The sequence below is a fragment of the Altererythrobacter lutimaris genome (genome assembly GCF_013371495.1).
GTDB classification, from domain to species: Bacteria; Pseudomonadota; Alphaproteobacteria; order Sphingomonadales; family Sphingomonadaceae; genus Erythrobacter; species Erythrobacter lutimaris_A.
The window spans coordinates 2089582-2108221 of record NZ_JABWTA010000001.1; the positions used below are offsets into that span (position 1 = coordinate 2089582).

General features: G+C 57.9%; 17 protein-coding genes. 6 read left to right on the plus strand and 11 right to left on the minus strand.

Going from position 1 to position 18640, the window contains the following annotated elements; all coding sequences use genetic code 11:
- Positions 1–216: 216 nt before the first annotated feature.
- Positions 217–936, plus strand: a complete 720-nt coding sequence (locus HUO12_RS10080; RefSeq protein ID WP_232367367.1) for a hypothetical protein — start codon at positions 217–219, stop codon at positions 934–936.
- Positions 937–1142: 206 nt separating this feature from the next.
- Positions 1143–1865 (plus strand): acetoacetyl-CoA reductase, encoded by a 723-nt coding sequence (gene phbB, locus HUO12_RS10085; RefSeq protein ID WP_176273458.1) that lies wholly within the window; start codon positions 1143–1145, stop codon positions 1863–1865.
- Positions 1866–1951: 86 nt separating this feature from the next.
- On the opposite strand, the gene HUO12_RS10090 is transcribed toward phbB, so the two are convergent.
- Together HUO12_RS10090 and HUO12_RS10095 are read right to left on the minus strand one after the other, a co-directional pair.
- A complete protein-coding gene (locus HUO12_RS10090) occupies positions 1952–2848 on the minus strand; it encodes an OmpA family protein (protein ID WP_176273460.1) in 897 nt (298 codons plus the stop codon).
- A 459-nt stretch (positions 2849–3307) separates the two neighbouring features.
- A complete protein-coding gene (locus HUO12_RS10095; RefSeq protein WP_176273461.1) occupies positions 3308–4117 on the minus strand; it encodes a DUF4019 domain-containing protein in 810 nt (269 codons plus the stop codon).
- Positions 4118–4166: 49 nt separating this feature from the next.
- Here HUO12_RS10095 and HUO12_RS10100 point away from each other — a divergent pair, with 49 nt between their 5' ends.
- Positions 4167–4391 carry a ribbon-helix-helix domain-containing protein gene (locus tag HUO12_RS10100; RefSeq protein WP_176273462.1) on the plus strand — a complete coding sequence of 75 codons (225 nt, stop codon included), beginning with the start codon at positions 4167–4169 and terminating at the stop codon, positions 4389–4391.
- An 11-nt stretch (positions 4392–4402) separates the two neighbouring features.
- Here the strand turns inward: HUO12_RS10100 and murA are convergent, their stop codons facing one another.
- Positions 4403–5686, minus strand: coding sequence for a UDP-N-acetylglucosamine 1-carboxyvinyltransferase (gene murA, locus HUO12_RS10105; protein WP_176273464.1), 1284 nt, complete (start codon positions 5684–5686; stop codon positions 4403–4405).
- 102 nt (positions 5687–5788) lie between these two features.
- Between murA and galU the strand changes: the two genes are divergently transcribed.
- A complete protein-coding gene (galU, locus tag HUO12_RS10110) occupies positions 5789–6670 on the plus strand; it encodes a UTP--glucose-1-phosphate uridylyltransferase GalU (RefSeq protein WP_176273465.1) in 882 nt (293 codons plus the stop codon).
- A gap of 126 nt (positions 6671–6796) precedes the next feature.
- Here galU and HUO12_RS10115 read toward each other — a convergent pair whose 3' ends face one another.
- The 8 genes from HUO12_RS10115 to HUO12_RS10150 form a co-directional block, all read right to left on the minus strand.
- Positions 6797–8542, minus strand: coding sequence for a flotillin family protein (locus tag HUO12_RS10115; RefSeq protein WP_176273467.1), 1746 nt, complete (start codon positions 8540–8542; stop codon positions 6797–6799).
- A gap of 36 nt (positions 8543–8578) precedes the next feature.
- The gene (locus tag HUO12_RS10120; protein WP_176273469.1) at positions 8579–9220 is read right to left on the minus strand and encodes a YqiJ family protein; all 642 of its coding nucleotides are present in this window, start codon (positions 9218–9220) and stop codon (positions 8579–8581) included.
- A gap of 133 nt (positions 9221–9353) precedes the next feature.
- Positions 9354–10649, minus strand: a complete 1296-nt coding sequence (locus HUO12_RS10125) for a cytochrome P450 (protein WP_176273471.1) — start codon at positions 10647–10649, stop codon at positions 9354–9356.
- 5 nt (positions 10650–10654) lie between these two features.
- Entirely contained in the window at positions 10655–12187 is a 1533-nt protein-coding gene (locus HUO12_RS10130) for an acyl-CoA synthetase (protein WP_176273473.1), read from the minus strand.
- A 215-nt stretch (positions 12188–12402) separates the two neighbouring features.
- Positions 12403–13131: a M23 family metallopeptidase gene (locus tag HUO12_RS10135; RefSeq protein ID WP_176273475.1), complete on the minus strand. Its 729-nt coding sequence runs from the start codon at positions 13129–13131 to the stop codon at positions 12403–12405.
- Positions 13132–13268: 137 nt separating this feature from the next.
- Entirely contained in the window at positions 13269–14060 is a 792-nt protein-coding gene (locus HUO12_RS10140) for a ferritin-like domain-containing protein (RefSeq protein WP_176273476.1), read from the minus strand.
- An 83-nt stretch (positions 14061–14143) separates the two neighbouring features.
- The gene (locus HUO12_RS10145; RefSeq protein ID WP_176273478.1) at positions 14144–14617 is read right to left on the minus strand and encodes a peroxiredoxin; all 474 of its coding nucleotides are present in this window, start codon (positions 14615–14617) and stop codon (positions 14144–14146) included.
- The gene (locus tag HUO12_RS10150) at positions 14614–17328 is read right to left on the minus strand and encodes a bifunctional [glutamine synthetase] adenylyltransferase/[glutamine synthetase]-adenylyl-L-tyrosine phosphorylase (RefSeq protein WP_176273480.1); all 2715 of its coding nucleotides are present in this window, start codon (positions 17326–17328) and stop codon (positions 14614–14616) included. Before HUO12_RS10150 ends, HUO12_RS10145 begins: the two co-directional genes overlap by 4 nt.
- 121 nt (positions 17329–17449) lie before the next feature.
- On the opposite strand from HUO12_RS10150, the gene HUO12_RS10155 reads away from it, so the two are divergent.
- Both HUO12_RS10155 and HUO12_RS10160 read left to right on the plus strand, forming a co-directional pair.
- Positions 17450–18436 carry an agmatine deiminase family protein gene (locus HUO12_RS10155; protein ID WP_232367368.1) on the plus strand — a complete coding sequence of 329 codons (987 nt, stop codon included), beginning with the start codon at positions 17450–17452 and terminating at the stop codon, positions 18434–18436.
- Between the two features lie 36 nt (positions 18437–18472).
- On the plus strand, positions 18473–18613 hold the full coding sequence (locus HUO12_RS10160; protein ID WP_176273482.1) for a hypothetical protein: 141 nt from the start codon (positions 18473–18475) through the stop codon (positions 18611–18613).
- Positions 18614–18640 lie beyond the last annotated feature (27 nt).

Below are 18640 nucleotides of genomic sequence, written 5' to 3' on the forward strand. Positions count from 1 at the left end.
TGCATTCGAAAGCAACATAATTCTACCATCATCCGGTCATACGCTTCTGCATGTGTGAGTCGTCGGCTGGTGATCAAAGTCAGCTTCAGTTCATAGAAGTGCGTCTTGGAAGCGTAGTGCACAGGTCTGATTTCTATTGTGCGGCACCTTGCCGTTGAAGTCGGATCCGGCAGATTTGAAGGGAAATCGATGCCACAGCGAGTTGCATTTAGCGGAATGAAGAGGCGTAACCTGCCTCTTATTGCCGCTGCCTGCGCGCTGGCATTTGGTGTTCCAAATTCGGGCATGGCGGTGGCTTCGCTGGCCGATGGCGCAGTCGCTAGCGATACGGGCGAGTTCCCTATCTTCACACCAGCCTCGGTTGATCCCGCGCTCGCTTTGCGGGTTGCAGAGCGGGCTGGTCAGGACGGAATGCGCTTTACCCCGGCTGAAACATCCTCGCGTGATCGCACAGTTACCGTGGCCGTGCGTGTCGATGACAATACAGCTCGTGCGATCAGCCTGCGTAAGGCGATTGATAACGTGCCAAGTGCGAGTGATCGCATCGCCGCGATTACGCCAACGCGCTACAATCTGGGTATTTCTCGCGGGTATCAGAGCTTTGCTAAACCGGTCGCGCTGCCAAATGTTGTGCGCAACGTCGATATGCCGGACTTGGCAGAATACAGCCCTTCAGCTCCAACAGCCGAGGATAAGCCAAGCCGGTTCCAACCGCGCATCGCGTTGGAAGGTAATAGCAAGGTTGGCCGCTCGGTCGGTACATTTGAAGCGCTTGGCAATCAGTCGGTTGATCTAGGCGGCGCCTATTCGATTACGCGCAATCTGGACGTTACCGCTGGCGTGCGACTCAGCCAAGAACGTGATCGCCTCGCTCCGCTGACCGATTCAGCGCAGGATAGTCAGGCTGTCTATGTCGGAACACAGTTCCGCTTCTGATGCATCCACGCGGTCGATGGCGCGCTTCACTTAACAGTCCATTTGGCCAGTTTCTCGGCCAGCTCACACGGTCATTCGTATTCAATGGCCAGGGTGTGCGTGAAACCCTTCCCTCTCTCATACCATTTGCTAACTTGGCCAAGAATGATGCCTTGCTCCAAGGCGTTGATGGACGAGCGCTCAATTCGGCTCGGAAGGGGTAACTTATGGCTAGAGTGGCGATTGTAACAGGCGGAACCCGCGGCATCGGCCGCGCAATCTGCGAGAAATTGCAGCAGGACGGCTTCACGGTTGTCGCAAACTATGCTGGCAATGACGCAGCAGCCAACCAGCTCAAAGCAGACACCGGCATCCAAAGCTATAAATGGGATGTAGGCGATCACGAAGCATGTCTGAAAGGCTGTGCCAAAGTAGCTGAGGAAGTTGGCCAAGTTGATGTGGTGGTCAATAATGCCGGGATCACACGTGATGGCACGCTTCACAAAATGAGCTTCGAAGACTGGAACGAGGTGATGCGCATCAATCTCGGAGGCTGTTTCAATATGGCCAAAGCGTGCTTCCCGGGAATGCGCGAACGCAATTGGGGGCGCATCGTGAATATCGGGTCAATCAACGGTCAGGCCGGGCAATACGGCCAGGTCAATTACGCTGCTGCGAAATCAGGTATTCACGGCTTTACCAAAGCGCTTGCGCAAGAAGGCGCAAAGTTTGGCGTGACCGTCAATGCAATCGCGCCTGGATATATCGACACGGATATGGTTGCCGCAGTGCCAGAGCCAGTACTGGAGAAAATTGTCGCAAAGATCCCGGTGGGGCGTCTTGGGCACGCAGACGAGATCGCTCGCGGTGTAAGTTTCCTGTGCGCTGAAGAAGGCGGCTTCGTCACAGGCTCAACCATGAGCATTAATGGCGGTCAGCATATGTATTGATCCGCAGCCGTCACTTCCAACAATTGCAAAAAAAGGGGCGAGCCGCGAGGCCCGCCCCTTTTGTCATTTTGTGCAAGACTTAAATCTTAGCTCTCGTCGACAGCCTTGCTGACGAGGATGTTTACGGAAACACGGCGGTTCTGCGCGCGACCTTCCGGAGTGCTGTTGTCCGCCATCGGATCTGATTCAGCCATGCCGGTCGGCGTCAGCATACGCCATGGAGCCCATGAACACTTCTGCTGCAGATAGTTGACCACACGGCCTGCACGACGCTCGCTCAGGACCTGGTTGTAGTCTTCATCGCCAACCGAATCGGTGTAGCCGACGACGAGCAACAGAGCATTGTCCATTGAACCGGCGTTGGCAGCAGCTTCGCACAACTCTGCTTCGGCTGCTGGCGACAGCTTCCACTTGCCAGTGTCGAAATAGACGTTGGTGGTGCCTTTGATGTTGTACTGGTCGATATTAGCGACACGGCCGCGCAGCGCTTCGGTTGCTGCAGCATTCTCAGAGATCGCTGATTCGTTCTGCGAGAAACGCTGATTTGTGCCGGTACGGATCATCTCGGCTGTCTTCAGGTCTTTGTTGCTGACAGCAACTTTCGTCGCAACCAAGCCGTTGTTCCAGCGCACAGTGTCAACCGTGACCGGAAGACCGTTGAGCAGTGCTTCAGATGACAAGCTATCACGGCTCAGGCCAAGGAACCCGCCCTTGGCGCGGATCTCAGTGCCGGAACTCAGTGTGACAACGGTGTTGGTGCCACCAGCGCTGGTCACCTGCATCTTGTCCGCGTTGCGGGCAGAAATGAAACCTTCAATTTCTGGACCCTCAGGAAGACCCTCGAGGTCCGCAGGTGCAGACCCTGTTACTGTAGTGAGAATATCACCTTCAGCCGCTTCTTGCGCCGCCAGGTTGGCTGACATCGGCATGGCCAGCATAGCGGCCAGGACGAAAGCGCCTGACGTTTTGGAAATGGTACGCATTATTTACTCCTTCAAATACTCGATTCCCGAATCCGTATGATCGCGGTGTGGCATCCGACCGCGCGTTTCATGGCGTGTCCGGTGTTCATTTTCTTTCAATGATATTGATATCTGCGCAGCGGGGGGCTGCAGGTGGACGCCATTGACGGGCTGAGTGTTCGCCTTAACCTTTCTGGCAGATGAACAAGCCTGTGAACAACCGCGTGAGGGAGGTTAGTTTGACAGCGCCTTGCGGCGAACCGTTGTGATTGCTTCGCGTCATGACGCCACGAACAGCATACGGAAGTCGACGAACGCACCCGCAATATCCTGCGAGCGGATGGAATCGATGCGCGGTATATCAAGTCGCAGAGTTCCCCTCGCCGATGCGGATTGCATCACGAAGAGGGCAACTCTGCATAGAACCAAAAGTAGGAGGCTGTCAGCGCCGGTTAGAATCCCTGCAGCGCCAAAGGCAGGTTAACTGATGAAGTACCCTACCACCTTCCATGAAGCGCCTTCACGTTCCAGAGTCACGGTTTCGATAGCCTCTTGCCGGTTCTCGAAGTCAGTGCGGAAACGGACGATCTCGAAGCCGTTTGGTGGTGCATTCACCGATGTGACTTCGATCATTTCGCGTCTATGTGCATTGCCAAGAGGAACGCGTGCCTGCTCAGAGGCGGAACGCCATGTCTCAAGCGTATTGGGTTCCTGAAAGGACTTGCCGGCGGCATCAAAACTGGCTTGCCAGTCCCCGGCATCGACCAGCAAGAGCCAGGATCGCGCAGCACCTTCTTTGGAGGCGTCAGATTCAGCAATCGCATCGGGTGCTTTCGATGTGAATGTGTTTTGGTCTGGCTGAGCCCCAATAATGGCGAGGCTTAGGGCCGATAAGACAACAAGCATGAATACGAATCCTCCAATGGCGATAGGTGGGAACAGGCTTTTCCTGTTCCCGGCAGCCGACACGGCATCGGCCGCAAACCCGTTGTCGATCGGATTGGAAGAAATGGCATCCCCTAAAGGCTTGTATGCAGATTGTTTGGCAATCTCCTGATCGCGCTCGGCCAGTATGCGCGCTGCTTCGCGGCTGCTGGTAACACCAAGCTTGCGACGGGCCGCTCGCAATCGCTCGTTTATCGTGTGGACAGAAAGCTCCAGATGGTTCGCCATAGACTTAGCGTCGTGGCCGCGCAGCATCAGTCGAAGCGTGTCCTTCTCCTTTGTAGTAAGCGCATCAAAGCCGTCCTGCATATTCCAGTTATGGTAAGTTGCGCGGAGGGCGACCACCCCAAAAAATTCGTATCACGCGATGATCGCCTGCTCTAAGGATGCGCGCATGCCTCCACGCTACCATCCACCCGTAAAGCGCTCGATCGAGATTGCTGGTCACAAGACGTCGATCAGCCTCGAGCCCGTTTTCTGGGACATGTTGCGTGCCGCATCCGAGGCCGAAGCCGTGCCAATCAACGCATTGGTTGCGCGCATCGACGAAGAGCGAATTCAGGCTGAAACGCCCCCAGGCCTTGCCAGCGCAATCCGAGTCTGGCTCGTTAGCCGATAAAGACTCCGTGGTTAGTCGTCGCCCACGCGCTCGATATCTGCACCAAGCATCTGAAGCTTCTCTTCAAGCCGCTCATAACCACGATCCAGATGGTATAGCCGGCGCACAGTCGTCTCGCCTTCTGCAGCAAGTCCAGCAATCACAAGGCTCATTGAAGCACGCAGGTCAGTGGCCATCACTTCCGCACCCGTTAGCTCAGCTGGCCCCTTCACAATCGCTGTGCGCCCTTCAGTTGCAATATCAGCGCCCATTCGGCCAAGCTCCGGCACATGCATAAAGCGATTCTCGAAGATTGTCTCTTTCAGGACGCTTGTGCCGTCAGCTTTGGTGAGCAAGCTCATCAACTGAGCCTGCATGTCAGTAGCCAGACCGGGGAATGGCGCGGTCGTTAGGTTCGTGGGCTTTAGAGCCCCGTTGGCACGAACAGTAATGCCCTTCTTGTCTTCTTCAATCTCGACGCCAATCGATTGCAATGCATGGATCGTCGAAGCCATGTCATGCGCGTTGGCGCCTTCCAAACGTGCTTCGCCGCCAGTGATCGCAACCGCACAAGCATAGGAGCCTGCCTCAATCCTATCCGCCATAACCTTATAGGTCGCACCGTTGAGGCGCTTGACGCCATGGATCGTCAGGTCGGACGAACCGATCCCTTCAATCTCTGCGCCCATCGCCGCCAGTAGATTGCACAGATCGACGATCTCCGGTTCGCGTGCAGCGTTGAACAAACGACTTGTCCCGTTCGCCAATACAGCTGCCATGAGCGCGTTCTCGGTTGCTCCCACCGAGACCACAGGGAAATCCAAGTCTCCTCCAGGCAAGCCACCATCTGGCGCCACCGCTTTCACATAACCTCGTGCCAGCTCGATCTCTGCCCCGAAAGCCTCGAGCGCCTTCAAGTGTAGATCGATCGGGCGGTTTCCGATTGCACACCCACCGGGCATGGAAACAGTTGCTTCGCCCATGCGCGCAAGCATGGGACCAAGGACGAGGATTGATGCACGCATTTTGCGAACCAGGTCATACGGGGCAACCGTAGAGGTGATCCGCGGCGCCTCATAAGTCACTACTCGCCCGTAATCCTCAGGTCGAGAGCCCGCGATACTCACAGTCACACCGAACTGTGTCATCAAGTGCTGAAAGCCGTCGATATCAGCCAGTCGCGGCAGATTTCGCAGCGTCAGCGGTTCTTCGGTCAAAAGTGCGCAAGGAATGAGCGTCAACGCTGCATTCTTAGCGCCTGAAATCGGGAGTGTGCCAGAAAGGCGCTTGCCGCCTTTAATTACCAATTTGTCCATGAAATGCCTTTAAACGATCCACCAACACCCGCAACCGTCATCGCTTGGCCACAATGGCCTGGCAGTTGACGGCGTTAGAAACTCAATCTTATCGGACACTTCATGAACACGCGCAAACCGATCAAGAAAGCCGTATTTCCTGTCGCAGGTCTCGGCACCCGTTTCCTTCCGGCTACGAAGGCTATCCCCAAGGAACTGTTGCCGATCGTTGATCGCCCGCTGATCCAGTACGCAGTCGATGAAGCGCGCGAGGCTGGCATTGAGCAGATGATCTTCGTGACAGGACGAGGCAAGACCGCAATTGTCGAGCACTTCGACATGGCGTTCGAGCTTGAAACCACCATGAGCGAGCGCGGCAAGGACATGGGCGTTCTGGAGGCAACTAGGGCAACGCCCGGCGACATCATCACTGTACGCCAGCAAGTACCGATGGGCCTCGGCCATGCGATCTGGTGCGCGCGCGCGATCGTCGGTGATGAACCTTTTGCGATCTTTCTCCCCGACGAGCTGATGATCGGCAAGAAAGGTGGCACTGGCTGCATGAAGCAGATGGTCGATGCCTATGAACAGGTCGGCGGCAATCTGATCAGCGTGCTCGAAGTGCCTCATGAAGAGGTCTCAAGCTACGGCGTAATCGATCCGGGCGCAGCCGACGGGGCGCTAACCGAGGTCAAAGGACTGGTTGAGAAGCCCCCGGTTGCGGAAGCGCCTTCGAACAAGATCATTTCCGGTCGCTACATCTTGCAACCCGAAGTCATGCGCACGCTGGAAAATCAGGGCAAAGGCGCTGGCGGAGAAATCCAGCTAACGGACGCGATGGCACGGATGATCGGTGACCAGCCCTTCCACGCGGTCACGTTTGACGGGGCTCGTTATGATTGCGGGAGCAAGACAGGCTTTGTTGAAGCGACGCTGGCGCTAGCGCTAGAGCGCGAAGACATGGGCGCAGAAGTGCGCGCAATTGCGCGGCGCCTTCTAGGATAAGTGAAACAGCAAACGGGCTGATGATAGCCTCACTTCTAGTGAGTCCAAGTCCCTGCCTTGATAATAATAAGACCTCCCGAACACCTGAGTGCTCGGGAGGCCTTTTTGTTTCATGAAAGCAGTCCGCTATTCGGCGGCTTGCTCCAGCTCATCACCTGAGCCATCACTGCCCGAAGCGCGCGGTTTCTCTGGCAGCTCGATTGGGGCTGCAGCGGGAGATGCGTCTTCGGTTTCCTTCGCTGCACCTTGCACAAGCGCGCCTAGCGAAGATCCATCAAGACCGAGCTCTTTCATCAGCCCGTCAAGCACCGGTGCCTGTGCACGGTAAGCCAGCGCTGCCGACACTGCGTCGGTCGCCAGATTTCCTGAGCCATTACCCGCGCCTTTGCCAGCGGGCGCTCCGGAATCTGCCCCTTTGCTGCCACCATTGGTGAGGCCGTCAACCTGCACAATCTTGATCGAGTCGATCGCTTCCATCGGCTTAGCGCTCTCGCGCACAACTTCAGGCAGCACTTCCAGCAAAGCGAGCTTGGTTTTGAGGCTGATCTGGTCGAGCGACAGGATATTCGCCGCTTCGTTGATCGCCTGCTGACCGGCGGCTTCGACTTCGAAGCGGATGCGCGCAGCTTCCGCACGAAGCTTTTCAGCTTCCGCTTCACCCTCTGCTTCGCGGCGCAAGGCTTCTGCACGGTTGGCGGCTGCATCACGTTCTGCTTCGGCTTCTACCTTGACGCCGATCGCTTCACGCTCTGCTTGTTTCGACGCTTCGATCAGTTCGATACGCTTGAGGCGATCCGCAATCTCGGTTTCCCGAGAAGTCGTGACTTGCTCTTCTGCAGCCACAGCTTTGGCGCGGGCGGCATCGGCTTCGGCTTTCGCCTGGCTTTCTTCCCGACTCTTGTTCTGAACCGCGATCTGCTGCTCCTGGCGAGCAATCTCTAGCGCCCGGGTCTGATCGATCCGAGCTTCTTCGACTAAGCGGTCAGCTTCGATCTGCTGCGCATCGACTTGCTTCTTGGCTTCGATCCGCGCGGCCTCGGCTTCCTGATTTCGCTCTGCCTGCTGACGGGCGATCTCTGACATCTGCGCAGCACGCCGCACTTCAACTTCGCGTTCCTGCTCAAGCTGAGCAAACTCATTGTCGCGCCCAATCTCGTAGCTACGCTTGTCCGCTTCGAGATTCTTCGTCTCCATCTGGACGCGCGTGTCCTGCTCGATATCGTTGCGCAGCTTCTTGCGCGCCTCGATCTGTTCAGTGAGCTTCGTTAGACCTTCCGCGTCAAATGCGTTGTTCGCATTGAAGTGCTCGATCGAGGTCTGGTCCAAGCCGGTCAGCGAGACCGATTCCAGCTCAAGGCCGTTCATGGCCAAGTCGTTTGACGAAACCTGCTGCACCTTCTGGACGAAGTCCGCACGTTGTTCATGCAGCTCGTTCATGCTCATGCCTGCCGCCACGGAGCGCAAGGCATCGACGAACTTGCCTTCGACGAGGTCTTTCAAAGCTTCCGGATGCATGGTGCGTTGACCAAGTGTCTGTGCAGCCATCGCGATTGCGGTCGCATCAGGGCGGACGCGGACGTAGAATTCCGCCTTCACATCAATCCGCAAGCGGTCGAGCGTTATAAGCGCATCCTGATTTTTGCGCTCCACTGCCAGGCGCACGGTGTTCATGTTCACCGGCATGGTCTCGTGGAACACTGGCAGCACCAACGCACCGCCATTCATAATGACTTTCTCTCCGCCGACACCTGTTCGTACGAACGCAACTTCCTTGGACGCTCGACGATACAGCCGGGTGATTGTGAAGAGGATGATGAGGAAGGCAAGAAATCCGCCTCCGCCGATTACTGCGATATCAATAAAATTTTCCATTGCTTCTCCTTGGTTGTTGAACTGTGTGATGACGCACTATCGCGACGTAATGACTGTGCCTTGCGCCGGTGCGGCATAGAACTGGCCGCCTTCCTTGCGCAGGAGCAGGACCTGCTGGCCAGCTGGGAAAGATTGCGATGCATCGTCCGGCTCCACCATGACCAGATGCGACTGGCCATGCTGATCAAAGACCTTCGCCCTTGCTGGCGAGCCAGCCCGAGCTGTCCCATCGGTGATGACGGCCTCACGCCCGAGCAGTGTGTCGACACTGACCGCTGTTGTCTTGTCCTTGGGCAAGATCGCCCCCAATGGGCGCACGAGGACGCCTGTCACTGGTAGAGCGAGCCCAGCGGTAATCAGCGCGGCAAGCCAGCGCTCGAATGGCGCGCCCAAGAGGCTGTCTGCAAGCGCTTGGATACCCATCCCGGCTCCGGCAAAGATGAACAGATACACCGCCAGCCACGCCATGAGCGGGACACGACCGAGGCCCAATAGGCTCGCAGCACCGCCGGCGAAGCCTGCGCCCTTTCCGCCCATTTCAGCATCGAAATCGGCATCAAGATCCGCATCCGCACCGTCCAGAATGTCTCCCAGACCAGTCCCTTGCAGGATAGCCAGGAACAGCATCAGAACGAGCGCCGCGGCAAACGGCATGTTATACGGCTCAAGCAGCGTCATTTGCGCGCTCCAGCGAGGCTGGACGCCTTGTTTTCTCTACGTTTTCTCATAGTGTTCATGTAGCAGAAAGGTGCGCATTTGGGTAGCAAAATCGGACAAGACCTTGCCGATTTTCGAAACATGATTGCGCGTATCAGTTCGCATCAAAGCGAATTGGCAATGATTTTAATCCGCCGACAAAGGTGGAGGTTGCGCGTTTTGGCTCTCCGGCAAGCTCAATCGTCTCAATCCGGTCAAGCAACGTCTCGAACAGGATGCGCATTTCGAGCCGCGCCAGATGAAGTCCAAGACACTGATGGGCCCCTGCACCGAACGCCAGATGTCGGTTGGGGCTGCGCGCCGCGTCAAACCGGCGCGGATCATCAAATTGTGCAGGATCGTGATTGGCTGCGACATAGTTCATCATCAGCCAATCGCCTTTCCTGATCTGCTGGCCGCTAAGCTCAACATCTTCCGCTGCCGTGCGCATGAAGTGCTGTACAGGCGTAGTCCAGCGGATCGCCTCTTCAACGATGCCGCCAAGCAGCGACCTATCAGCTTTCACACGCGCCCATTGCTCCGGATCCTGAGCCAGAGCCATCATCGCGCCCGCTGTGGAGGCGCTCGTCGTGTCATGTCCAGCGGTTGCAACGATGATGTAGTAGCCCGCCATGTCTCGCGGTGGCAAAGGCTCGCCATCGACTGTCGCATTGGCGATCACGCTCGCCACATCGTCCGTCGGATTGGCGCGGCGATCGTCAGCCATCGCCGCAAAGTAATCCTCAAACGTGCTGACTGCGCCAGCGACCAATTGAACCACTTGTTCCGGCGTCATCTTTTCCATGCCTGTCCCGGACAGGTCCTTGTCCTGACCGCCAAAGAGCTGCTGGGTAAGCATCTGCATGCGCGGCTCGTCCTCTTCAGGCACGCCGAGGATCTGCATCACCACATGCAGCGGATAGGGGCCTGCAACCGATTTCACGAAATCGACTTCCGGGCCAGCCGCGACCATCGCATCGACAGTCCGCTCTGCTATCGAACGAATCTCTCCTTCGATGCGCGCCAGGTTACGCGGCATGAACCAGTCTTGCGTGAGCTTGCGATATTTGGGGTGGATAGGGGCGTCGAAGACTACCAGCGAATCAACCAACATATCGCTGCCGGTTGCAGCCCTGCTGAACTCAATCGCTTGCCGGAAGCTGAAAACGACAGGCCGGGGGTTGTTGAGGAAGGTCGCATTGTCCTTCGACATCCGCATCACGTCTTCATAGCGGGTTACCAGCCAGAACGGATCAAACAGCTCACCATCATCTGCTTCGACAAGCGCGACAGGCGTGCTCGAACGAATATGATCGAACGTATCAAGCAGACTGTCCCATTGAGCATAGGCATGCGGATCAATCACCGCGCGGGCGAGATCGGGCGAAAGCTGAGCGGGCTTGTCTGCCATTGGCGTCAGGCTTCTGCCTGCGTTGCGAATTCGTCGCGTAATTCGCGTTTATAGAGCTTGCCATTGGCTTCGCGCGGCAGGTCCGGGCGGAAGTCGAACAGCTTGGGCATCTTGATCCGCGCAAGCTGCGGCTCAAGATAGTTGCGCAGCTCCTGCTCCAGCGCATCGCCAGCTTCGCTCATATCGAGCGGCTGCACCACGGCTACGACTTTCTCACCCAGGTCCGGATCTGGCGCGCCGATCACGGCTGCATCCATGATCTTCTCATGGCTTACGAGCAAGTTCTCGACCTCCTGCGGGTATATATTGACGCCGCCTGAGATGATCATGTGGCTCTTGCGGTCAGTGAGGTAGACAAACCCGTCCTCATCGACATGGCCGATATCGCCGATAGTCATCCAGCCCTTAGGGTGCATCGCCTCGTTCGTCTTGTCCGGGTCGTTGTGATAAGACGGCATCAGATTATTTTCGAAGTAAAGCAGTCCGTCTTCGCCGGGCGGCAATTCCTCACCATCAGGCCCGCAGACATGCAATGTGCCATAGATCGCGCGGCCCACACTGCCCGGATGTTCGAGCCAGTCCTTCGCATGGATCATGGTCATCCCCACGCCTTCGGAACCGGCGTAATACTCATTTACGATGGGGCCCCACCATTCGATCATCTCTTGCTTGATCGGAACCGGGCAAGGAGCGGCAGCATGAAGCGCACGTTGATGACTGGAGAGGTCATATTTCGTACGGATCGCCGGATCGAGCTTTAGCATACGAACGAAGTGTGTTGGTACCCACTGGCTGTCTGTAATCTTGTACTTCTCGATTGCAGCAAGCGCAGCCTCGGGGTCGAACTTCTCCATAACGACCAGTGTTCCACCAAGCCGCTGCGCGGCAGAGCACCAGGCTAGCGGCGCCGCGTGATAAAGCGGAGCAGGCGACAAATAGATCATGCTGCCGTCAGCAGGCATGCCTGCCCCCATGGTCGCCAAGCCGATAAAAGGGATCATCGCTTGCGGATCGGGATCCTCAGGCGGCGCAGGCCGAATGCCCTTAGGCCTGCCAGTCGTGCCTGAAGAATACAGCATGGTGAGACCCGCCCGTTGATCAGGGATAGGCTCTGAAGGATGGGAAGCAATTACCGCTTCAAAGTCTTCTTCGCCTTCGCCGCCAACAACGAGGAAGTCGAGATCTGGGCACTCAGCGCGGACTTTCTCCATGACACCATCGAACATCCGCGAAGTGATCAGCAGCCTAGATCCGCTGTCCTGCAAGATATAGGCGATTTCAGGCGCTGTAAGACGTGTCGAAATAGGGACCAGCATGGTTCCTGCCCGCTGCGAGCCCCATACAAGCGTGAAGTAATGATGCGTATTTTCCAGTAGCACTGCGAAAGCTTCGTCTGGCTTGAAGCCTTTCGCGCGGAGCAATTGGGCGAAGCGGTTTGCCGCCTCATCCATCTCGCCATAAGTCACAGTGTGACCACTGGCCGCCATGATAATTGCTGGGTGGTCAGGGCGCGATAGCGCGTGCTGAATCGGGTGCATCGGTTTAATCTCTCCAGGTCCGGCTTTGATTTAATGGGGCGCCGGTTGCAGGACAAAACCTACTCAGAGAGCGCGGGCTGACAAGCGAAATCGGCTCGCCACGCTGCCTGAGCGCAAGAAAAAAGGCGGCGGGGAAACCCCCGCCGCCCATATCTCCGGACATCCTCTCCTATGTCCGAACCCGCTTCCAGGCGGGAAACTCTTGGGAGTGCAGCTTACTCGCCGCCTTGGCCTTCTTCTTCCTCAGTGTCAGAGACATCGAGAGCTTCAGCCGTTGCATCGTTGATCGCCATCTGTGTTTCAGATTCGACCAGATAGGGCATTGGGTCGACAGCCACACCGTCAATCCGGACTTCATAGTGAAGGTGTGGCCCGGTTGAACGACCGGTGGAGCCCACATAACCGATCAACTCACCTTTTTCGACATACTCGCCGGCTTCGACTGCCAGCTTGGAAAGGTGAGCATAGCGGGTTTCGAGATCTGCGCTGTGATCGATGCTGATGTAAAGACCGTAGCTTGAGAACCACTTGGCTTTAGTGACTACACCATCTGCAGTTGCGTAGACGGGTGTACCGGTCGGCGCCGCCAGATCGATGCCCTTGTGTGCTTTGCGACGACCCAAAACCGGATGGGTGCGCATGCCGTAACCGCTGCTCAAACGATAGTTAGCATCCAAGGGATTACGCGAAGGGATTGAAATGGCAGGCTGTACGGTGCCTTCCGTCTCAGGCGCGTCCAAAGCTTCCCAGCTCGCAAAGAGCTGACGAAAACGCGTATCGCCAGAATTGAGCGAGCTTTCCTGCGCGCGGTTCGCGGCATCGCTCACATCAACTGCGGTCGATGCTGCATTGTTCGCCAAGACCGGTGAGGCTGCAATCGTGGCGATCCCTGCGAGAGCGACAAACGCCCCCTTAATCGCTTTGAATGGTGCAGTCGGTTTCATATTTGACCCGTATTCTGCGGCGCTTCCGCGCCGAAATGATTCTCTCTAACCTGGGCCAAAACCCCGACCAGAACATGGCGAGCACACAAAATTGCGCGCAAGCCGCGTGGTTGATTTTCAGTTATCGGCCAAAAAGTTTACGAAGCAATACCGCCGTAATAGTCGAGCGATAGACCGGCTGCTTGCCGCGCTGAGTCGTTGAATGGTGGCTTAATACGCCCTCGGAAATGCTTCTCGACTAGCGATTGCCAGAGCTTCGGAGCGGATTCGCCGCTTTTCTGCGCCGAATCGGAAAAATGCTTGGTCCCGATCGCGACATGGCGGATTTCATCGTCAAGGATTCGCTGCAACATCTTCGCGCCATTGGCATCGCCTTGCGACTTAACCCTCTGTAATGTCGAGGGAGTTACGTCCAAGCCCCGGGCTTCCAGAACCATCGGGACAATCGCGAGGCGCGCGCGCACGTCATGCCGGGTTTCATATGCCGCCTCCCATAAGCCGGCATGAGCGGGCAATGCGCCATAAAAGCTGCCAAGGCTTTCCAGCTTCCGCGCAAGTAAAGCGAAGTGCATCGCCTCGTCCGCTGCAACACTCAGAAAATCCTCGACAAATTTGCGCCCCATGTCCTCGCCAAAGCGTCCGGCCATGTCCAGCGCCAAGTCAATTGCGACGAATTCGATGTGCGCGAGCGAGTGCCATAACGCGATTCGGCCACGTTCTGACCCGCCTTTGCCGCGCTTGGGCATTTTGTTAGGCGTGAGCAGTTCCGGCCGCTCTGGCCAAGCAGGCTTATCCGGCATCTCAACTTCGAAATCCCACGATAACAGACCCTTACGCCAGTTGCGGACGAGCTGGCGCGTCGCAGATACCTTCGCCCGAGGCTCCGCAGTTAGGAGCGCAGACCGGATCGCAAAAGCGAGAGATGTCATGAGATGACCCCTAGATACCCCCAAGATGTCCTAAGACCGGTCTCGCAAGAGTCGAGATAAATCGAGACCCTCAAACCAACCCCCTACAAGGCCTTCGCAGCCCCCAAGACTTCCTCCGCATGTCCCTTTACCTTGACCTTGTTCCAGGCCCGCGCAATCGTGCCATCGGCATCGACCAGATAGGTTGAGCGCACCATGCCCATATAGGTCTTTCCGTACATCTGCTTCTCGGTCCAAATGCCGAGCGCATCCGACAAGCCGCCCTCTTCTGCATCGGTCGCAAGCGGTGTCGTGAGATCATGCTTGGCGATGAAGTTCTGGTGCTTCTTCGGCGAATCCTTGCTGACACCCAAGAGCGCGACACCGGCTTTCTCGAAGTCACTCTGCAAAGCCGAGAAATCCTTCGCTTCGGTCGTACAGCCAGGCGTGTTGTCTTTCGGATAAAAGAAGATCACCAGCTTCTTCCCCTTAAAGTCCGATGGCTTCACACTGCCGCCATCAGGCGTTTCCATCGCAATATCCGGCATTGGCTGGCCAGCTTCAGCAAATCCGCTCATGTGTCGTACTCCAATTCTTCGTCAAATACAGTCAGCCAGACTTTGGCGATCTCATGACGACCAGCGCGAAACTGGTCCAAGAGTTCCTCGAAATCTTTGCACTGGCAGGATTTGGCCAGAGCCCTTGCAGCAGCAGGAGGCGGCTCGGCAGAATCGGGCGCGAGCAGCCGAGCAGACACCAGCAGCCGGGTCATTAGATCATGCGCAGCCTGGAGCGCCTCAGGTAGCAGACCCGCTGCAACAAGCTCCGCCAGAGCATCGGAAAGATCGGGCTTCAGGCCGATGCCATCGCGAAGCTGCAAGAAGTGCACGATGAATTCCAGATCGACGAGCCCGCCGCGCATCAGCTTCACATCGAGCGCGCCTTTGGCAGGCTTATGCGTCGCCATTTCATTGCGCATGGTGAGCAAATCCTCGCGCAGCTTGTTAGGTTCGCGCTGCCGCTTGAGGATTTCATCGACAATGCCATCGAGTTCGATGCGCGCTTCCGCTGAACCTGTCAAAGCCCGCGCCCGCGTCAAAGCCATATGCTCCCAGGTCCAGGCATCTTCGCGCTGATACCGGGCAAAGCTCTCCAGCGTCACAGCGAGCGGCCCTTGCGCCCCTTGTGGCCTCAGTCGCGTATCGACTTCGTATAAAGCGCCTTCCGCAGTCGGCACGGAAAGCGCTGCGCTGACCCGCTGCGCGAAGCGGTTGAAATACAAAGTCGCACCCAAAGGACGCTCACCATCGGATTCCGCGCTGCTGTCTCCTGTAAAGAGATAGATGATATCCAGGTCCGAGGCATGCGTAAGCACGCCTCCGCCCAGCCGCCCCAATCCCAGCACTAGCAGCTCGCTGCCAGCGATCCTGCCATGAACGCGCTCGAACTCGCGCGTGGCCGCGCGCTGAGCCACCGCAATCGCCGCTTCGGCTGTCCGCGATAAAGCCGCTGCAATATCGAGCGGATCATGGATCCCCTCGACCAATTGCAAGCCAAGCACGAAGCGCACTTCGCCTGTGATGATCCGGATCCGGTCCAGCGCGCGCTCATAATTCTCTGCCGCATCGCCCGCTTCCATGCGCGCAGCGAGCGCGTCGACATCGCCAGGTAGATCAAGCGCGGTCCGGTCAATCAGCGTGTCGAGCAATTCTGGGCGGCGACCCAATTCGCCTGCCAATGTCGGCGCCAGACCAAGGATCGCAACCAATTGATCGAGCAAAGCCGGGCGCGCTTCCAGCAGGCGGAACAGATTGATCGCTGTGCTTGCTGAAGCCAGCACTTCTTCCCAATGCAGCAATGCGCGCGACGGTGCATCGCCTTGAGAAAGCGCTTCCAGCAAATCCGGCAGCACGGCGTCGAACGCATCGAGCGCAGCAGTGGAACGCAGCGCGCGATAGCGCCCATCGCGCCAGCCCATGATCCGGCGCGCGAGGCTGGAAGGCTCGTCAAAGCCAAGCTCTGTAAGGCGCGCTTTCAAAGCATCAGGCGCCGCCGCAATCGCTGACTGCGACCGCTCGCCATCATCGATCAGTGTGTCGTAGAGCTGCCCGACGCGCTCTGTAATCTCGCTGAGTTCTTCGACGAGAGCAGCGCCATCTGTCAGGCCCTCGAGCCGCGCGACGGAATCAAGCGCTGCCCCTTTCGGCAAGCTATGTGTCTGGCGGTCCTCGACCATTTGCAGACGGTGTTCGATCACTCGCAAGCGGTCATAGGATTCGCCCAGAACCCTGGCATCGTCGCTCGCGATACAGCCCGCTGCGGCGAGCGCATCCAAAGCCGCACGTGTCCCGCGCACTCGCAGCGAAGGATCGCGACCGCCATGGATCAGCTGATGCGTTTGCGCGAAGAATTCCACTTCGCGAATGCCGCCGCGCCCGGTCTTGAGGTTGAAGCCGGGGCCGGGAGTGCGCAGACCGGAGTGATGATCGCGAATGCGCTGAGTCAGCCGCCGGATCTCGTGGATCGCATTGTAATCGAGGCTTGAGCGCCACACGAAAGGCCGGATCGCTGCAAGGAATTGCTTGCCCGCTTCAATGTCACCGGCGGCTGCTCTCGACCGGATGAAGGCCGCACGCTCCCAAGCGAGCGCGGAGCTTTCATAATGGGTGAGCGCTGCATTGCAGGAAATCGCAAGCGGGCTGACTTCGCTCGCTGGCCGCAAGCGCAGATCGACGCGGAATACATATCCTTCTGCGGTTTGCTCGCTCAACAAGCTGACCAGCTCGCGCGCATAGCGCTGCGCGGCCTCGCCCGGCTCATCGCTGTTCCGGCGCGGCAAAGCGTCAGGATCATACAGCAGGATTGGGTCAATGTCGGAGGAATAATTGAGCTCACCCGCACCGTGCTTGCCGAGCGCAAGCGCAATCATTCCGGCAGGCTGCGCGTCCTCCACCCGGCGCTGGATCACATGCGTTATCGCGCGGTCGAGCGCGCGGTCAGCCAGCGAGGACAGCTCCTCCATCACTCTCGTGACAGGGAAGGCTCCAGCAAGATCGCCAATCGCCAGCGCCGTTGCAAAACCCAGTCGCTCGCGCCGCAAACCGGCGCTGATCGAAGTGGAAGCTGCGCCTGCTTCGCGCGCCCATTTGAGAGCTTCTTCGCCTTGGCCTTCTGCCAACAAAGTCGTCAAGTCCGGCTGCCGCTCAAGCGAGCGCGCCAGAAACGGCGCTTCAGCGCGAGCGCGATCCAGCGCGCCCGTCCAGTCTGCTTGTGCGTGGAGCTCAGCCATCGCGTCTCCCTGCCGCTGCAGGGCTGGCGACGCAAGGGCATGCATGCTGCGACTTGCTCAATCGGAAGCCAGACGGCACAAGCCGCATCCACCTTCACCGATGGAAAAGAGACGCCAGACAATGAACCCTGCTGTGATGCCTCCGGAATGGGCGCCGCAACGCTGGCTGTGGATCGGCTTCCCGCATCTGGCGGAGGAATGGCCGGGCTATCTTGAGGCCGCGCAGGAACAGATCGCTGGCTGCGCTAATGCTGTCGCACAAAGCGGGCAGGAGGTGCGGTTGCTTGTGCGCGATGACGTCAATGCGGCGAGGGCGCGCGAACTAGTATCGGCAAAAGTCACGCTCGAGCAGCGCGTCTACGGCGATGTCTGGCTGCGCGATACCGGCCCGCTGGTGCGCCAAGACGGCTCGGCCTTGCGGTGCCGCTTCAACGGCTGGGGCGGGAAGTATCTGATGGATGGCGACCAGACAATCGGCGCAGAGCTCGCACGTGATGCAGGCTTGCCAGTGGTGGAAAGCGACTGGGTGCTGGAAGGCGGCGCGGTCGATGGCGATGGCACGGGAACAATCCTGACGACCGAGCAATGCCTGCTCAATCCCAATCGCAATCCGGACCTGTCACGCGCAGAGATCGAAGCGCGGCTCACTCGCGATCTCGGCGCTACCCGCGTGGTGTGGCTTGGTGACGGGCTCATCAATGACCACACAGACGGCCATGTCGACAATCTGGCGCGGTTTGTAGCGCCCGGCGAAGTCGTGCTGCCGCGCGCGACTGGACCTGATGATCCCAACGCTGCGATTTATGGTAATGCCAAGGCGCGGCTCTTGGATGCGGGCCTCACAGTGCATGACATTCCCTCGCCGGGCCGGATCGAGCGCGAGGGCACAATTGAGCCGGCAAGCTATGTCAATTTCGCGATCACCACGCATCTGGTGGTGGTGCCGACTTTCAGGTCTGTGCATGATGCGGACGGTGTTGCAGCCATCGCAGAGCTATTCCCGGACCGCGCGACCGTGGGCTTGCCGGGCGATGCTGTTCTAGCAGGCGGAGGAGGCTTTCACTGTGCGAGCCAGCAAATGCCGGATTTGAGCCAGGACAGCTCTTAACGGCCCGTTAGGATTTGGCGCGCACTATGCGTATCAATGTCCAACCCCATTTCAAAAACGCGCGCGGCTGAGCTCACACAAAAGGTCGCCAATGCCAAAGCGGAAATCCTGCGCACCACGCTGGTGTGCAGCTGCGCGATGGCATTGATACTGGCAGGCCGCGCGCTTCCTTTTTGATTGTGGTGCGAGCGCGGAGCACTGGCT

Bases quoted from the DNA above. Each gene is read 5' to 3' on its own strand.
- HUO12_RS10145 (WP_176273478.1), bottom strand. From the start codon at position 14,617: ATGAGCGGATTTGCTGAAGCTGGCCAGCCAATGCCGGATATTGCGATG.
- HUO12_RS10135 (WP_176273475.1), bottom strand. From the start codon at position 13,131: ATGAAACCGACTGCACCATTCAAAGCGATTAAGGGGGCGTTTGTCGCT.
- murA (WP_176273464.1), bottom strand. From the start codon at position 5,686: ATGGACAAATTGGTAATTAAAGGCGGCAAGCGCCTTTCTGGCACACTC.
- HUO12_RS10100 (WP_176273462.1), top strand. From the start codon at position 4,167: ATGCCTCCACGCTACCATCCACCCGTAAAGCGCTCGATCGAGATTGCT.
- HUO12_RS10150 (WP_176273480.1), bottom strand. From the start codon at position 17,328: ATGGCTGAGCTCCACGCACAAGCAGACTGGACGGGCGCGCTGGATCGC.
- HUO12_RS10115 (WP_176273467.1), bottom strand. From the start codon at position 8,542: ATGGAAAATTTTATTGATATCGCAGTAATCGGCGGAGGCGGATTTCTT.
- HUO12_RS10125 (WP_176273471.1), bottom strand. From the start codon at position 10,649: ATGGCAGACAAGCCCGCTCAGCTTTCGCCCGATCTCGCCCGCGCGGTG.
- HUO12_RS10120 (WP_176273469.1), bottom strand. From the start codon at position 9,220: ATGACGCTGCTTGAGCCGTATAACATGCCGTTTGCCGCGGCGCTCGTT.
- HUO12_RS10090 (WP_176273460.1), bottom strand. From the start codon at position 2,848: ATGCGTACCATTTCCAAAACGTCAGGCGCTTTCGTCCTGGCCGCTATG.
- HUO12_RS10160 (WP_176273482.1), top strand. From the start codon at position 18,473: ATGTCCAACCCCATTTCAAAAACGCGCGCGGCTGAGCTCACACAAAAG.
- HUO12_RS10080 (WP_232367367.1), top strand. From the start codon at position 217: ATGAAGAGGCGTAACCTGCCTCTTATTGCCGCTGCCTGCGCGCTGGCA.
- HUO12_RS10130 (WP_176273473.1), bottom strand. From the start codon at position 12,187: ATGCACCCGATTCAGCACGCGCTATCGCGCCCTGACCACCCAGCAATT.
- galU (WP_176273465.1), top strand. From the start codon at position 5,789: ATGAACACGCGCAAACCGATCAAGAAAGCCGTATTTCCTGTCGCAGGT.
- HUO12_RS10140 (WP_176273476.1), bottom strand. From the start codon at position 14,060: ATGACATCTCTCGCTTTTGCGATCCGGTCTGCGCTCCTAACTGCGGAG.
- phbB (WP_176273458.1), top strand. From the start codon at position 1,143: ATGGCTAGAGTGGCGATTGTAACAGGCGGAACCCGCGGCATCGGCCGC.
- HUO12_RS10155 (WP_232367368.1), top strand. From the start codon at position 17,450: ATGAACCCTGCTGTGATGCCTCCGGAATGGGCGCCGCAACGCTGGCTG.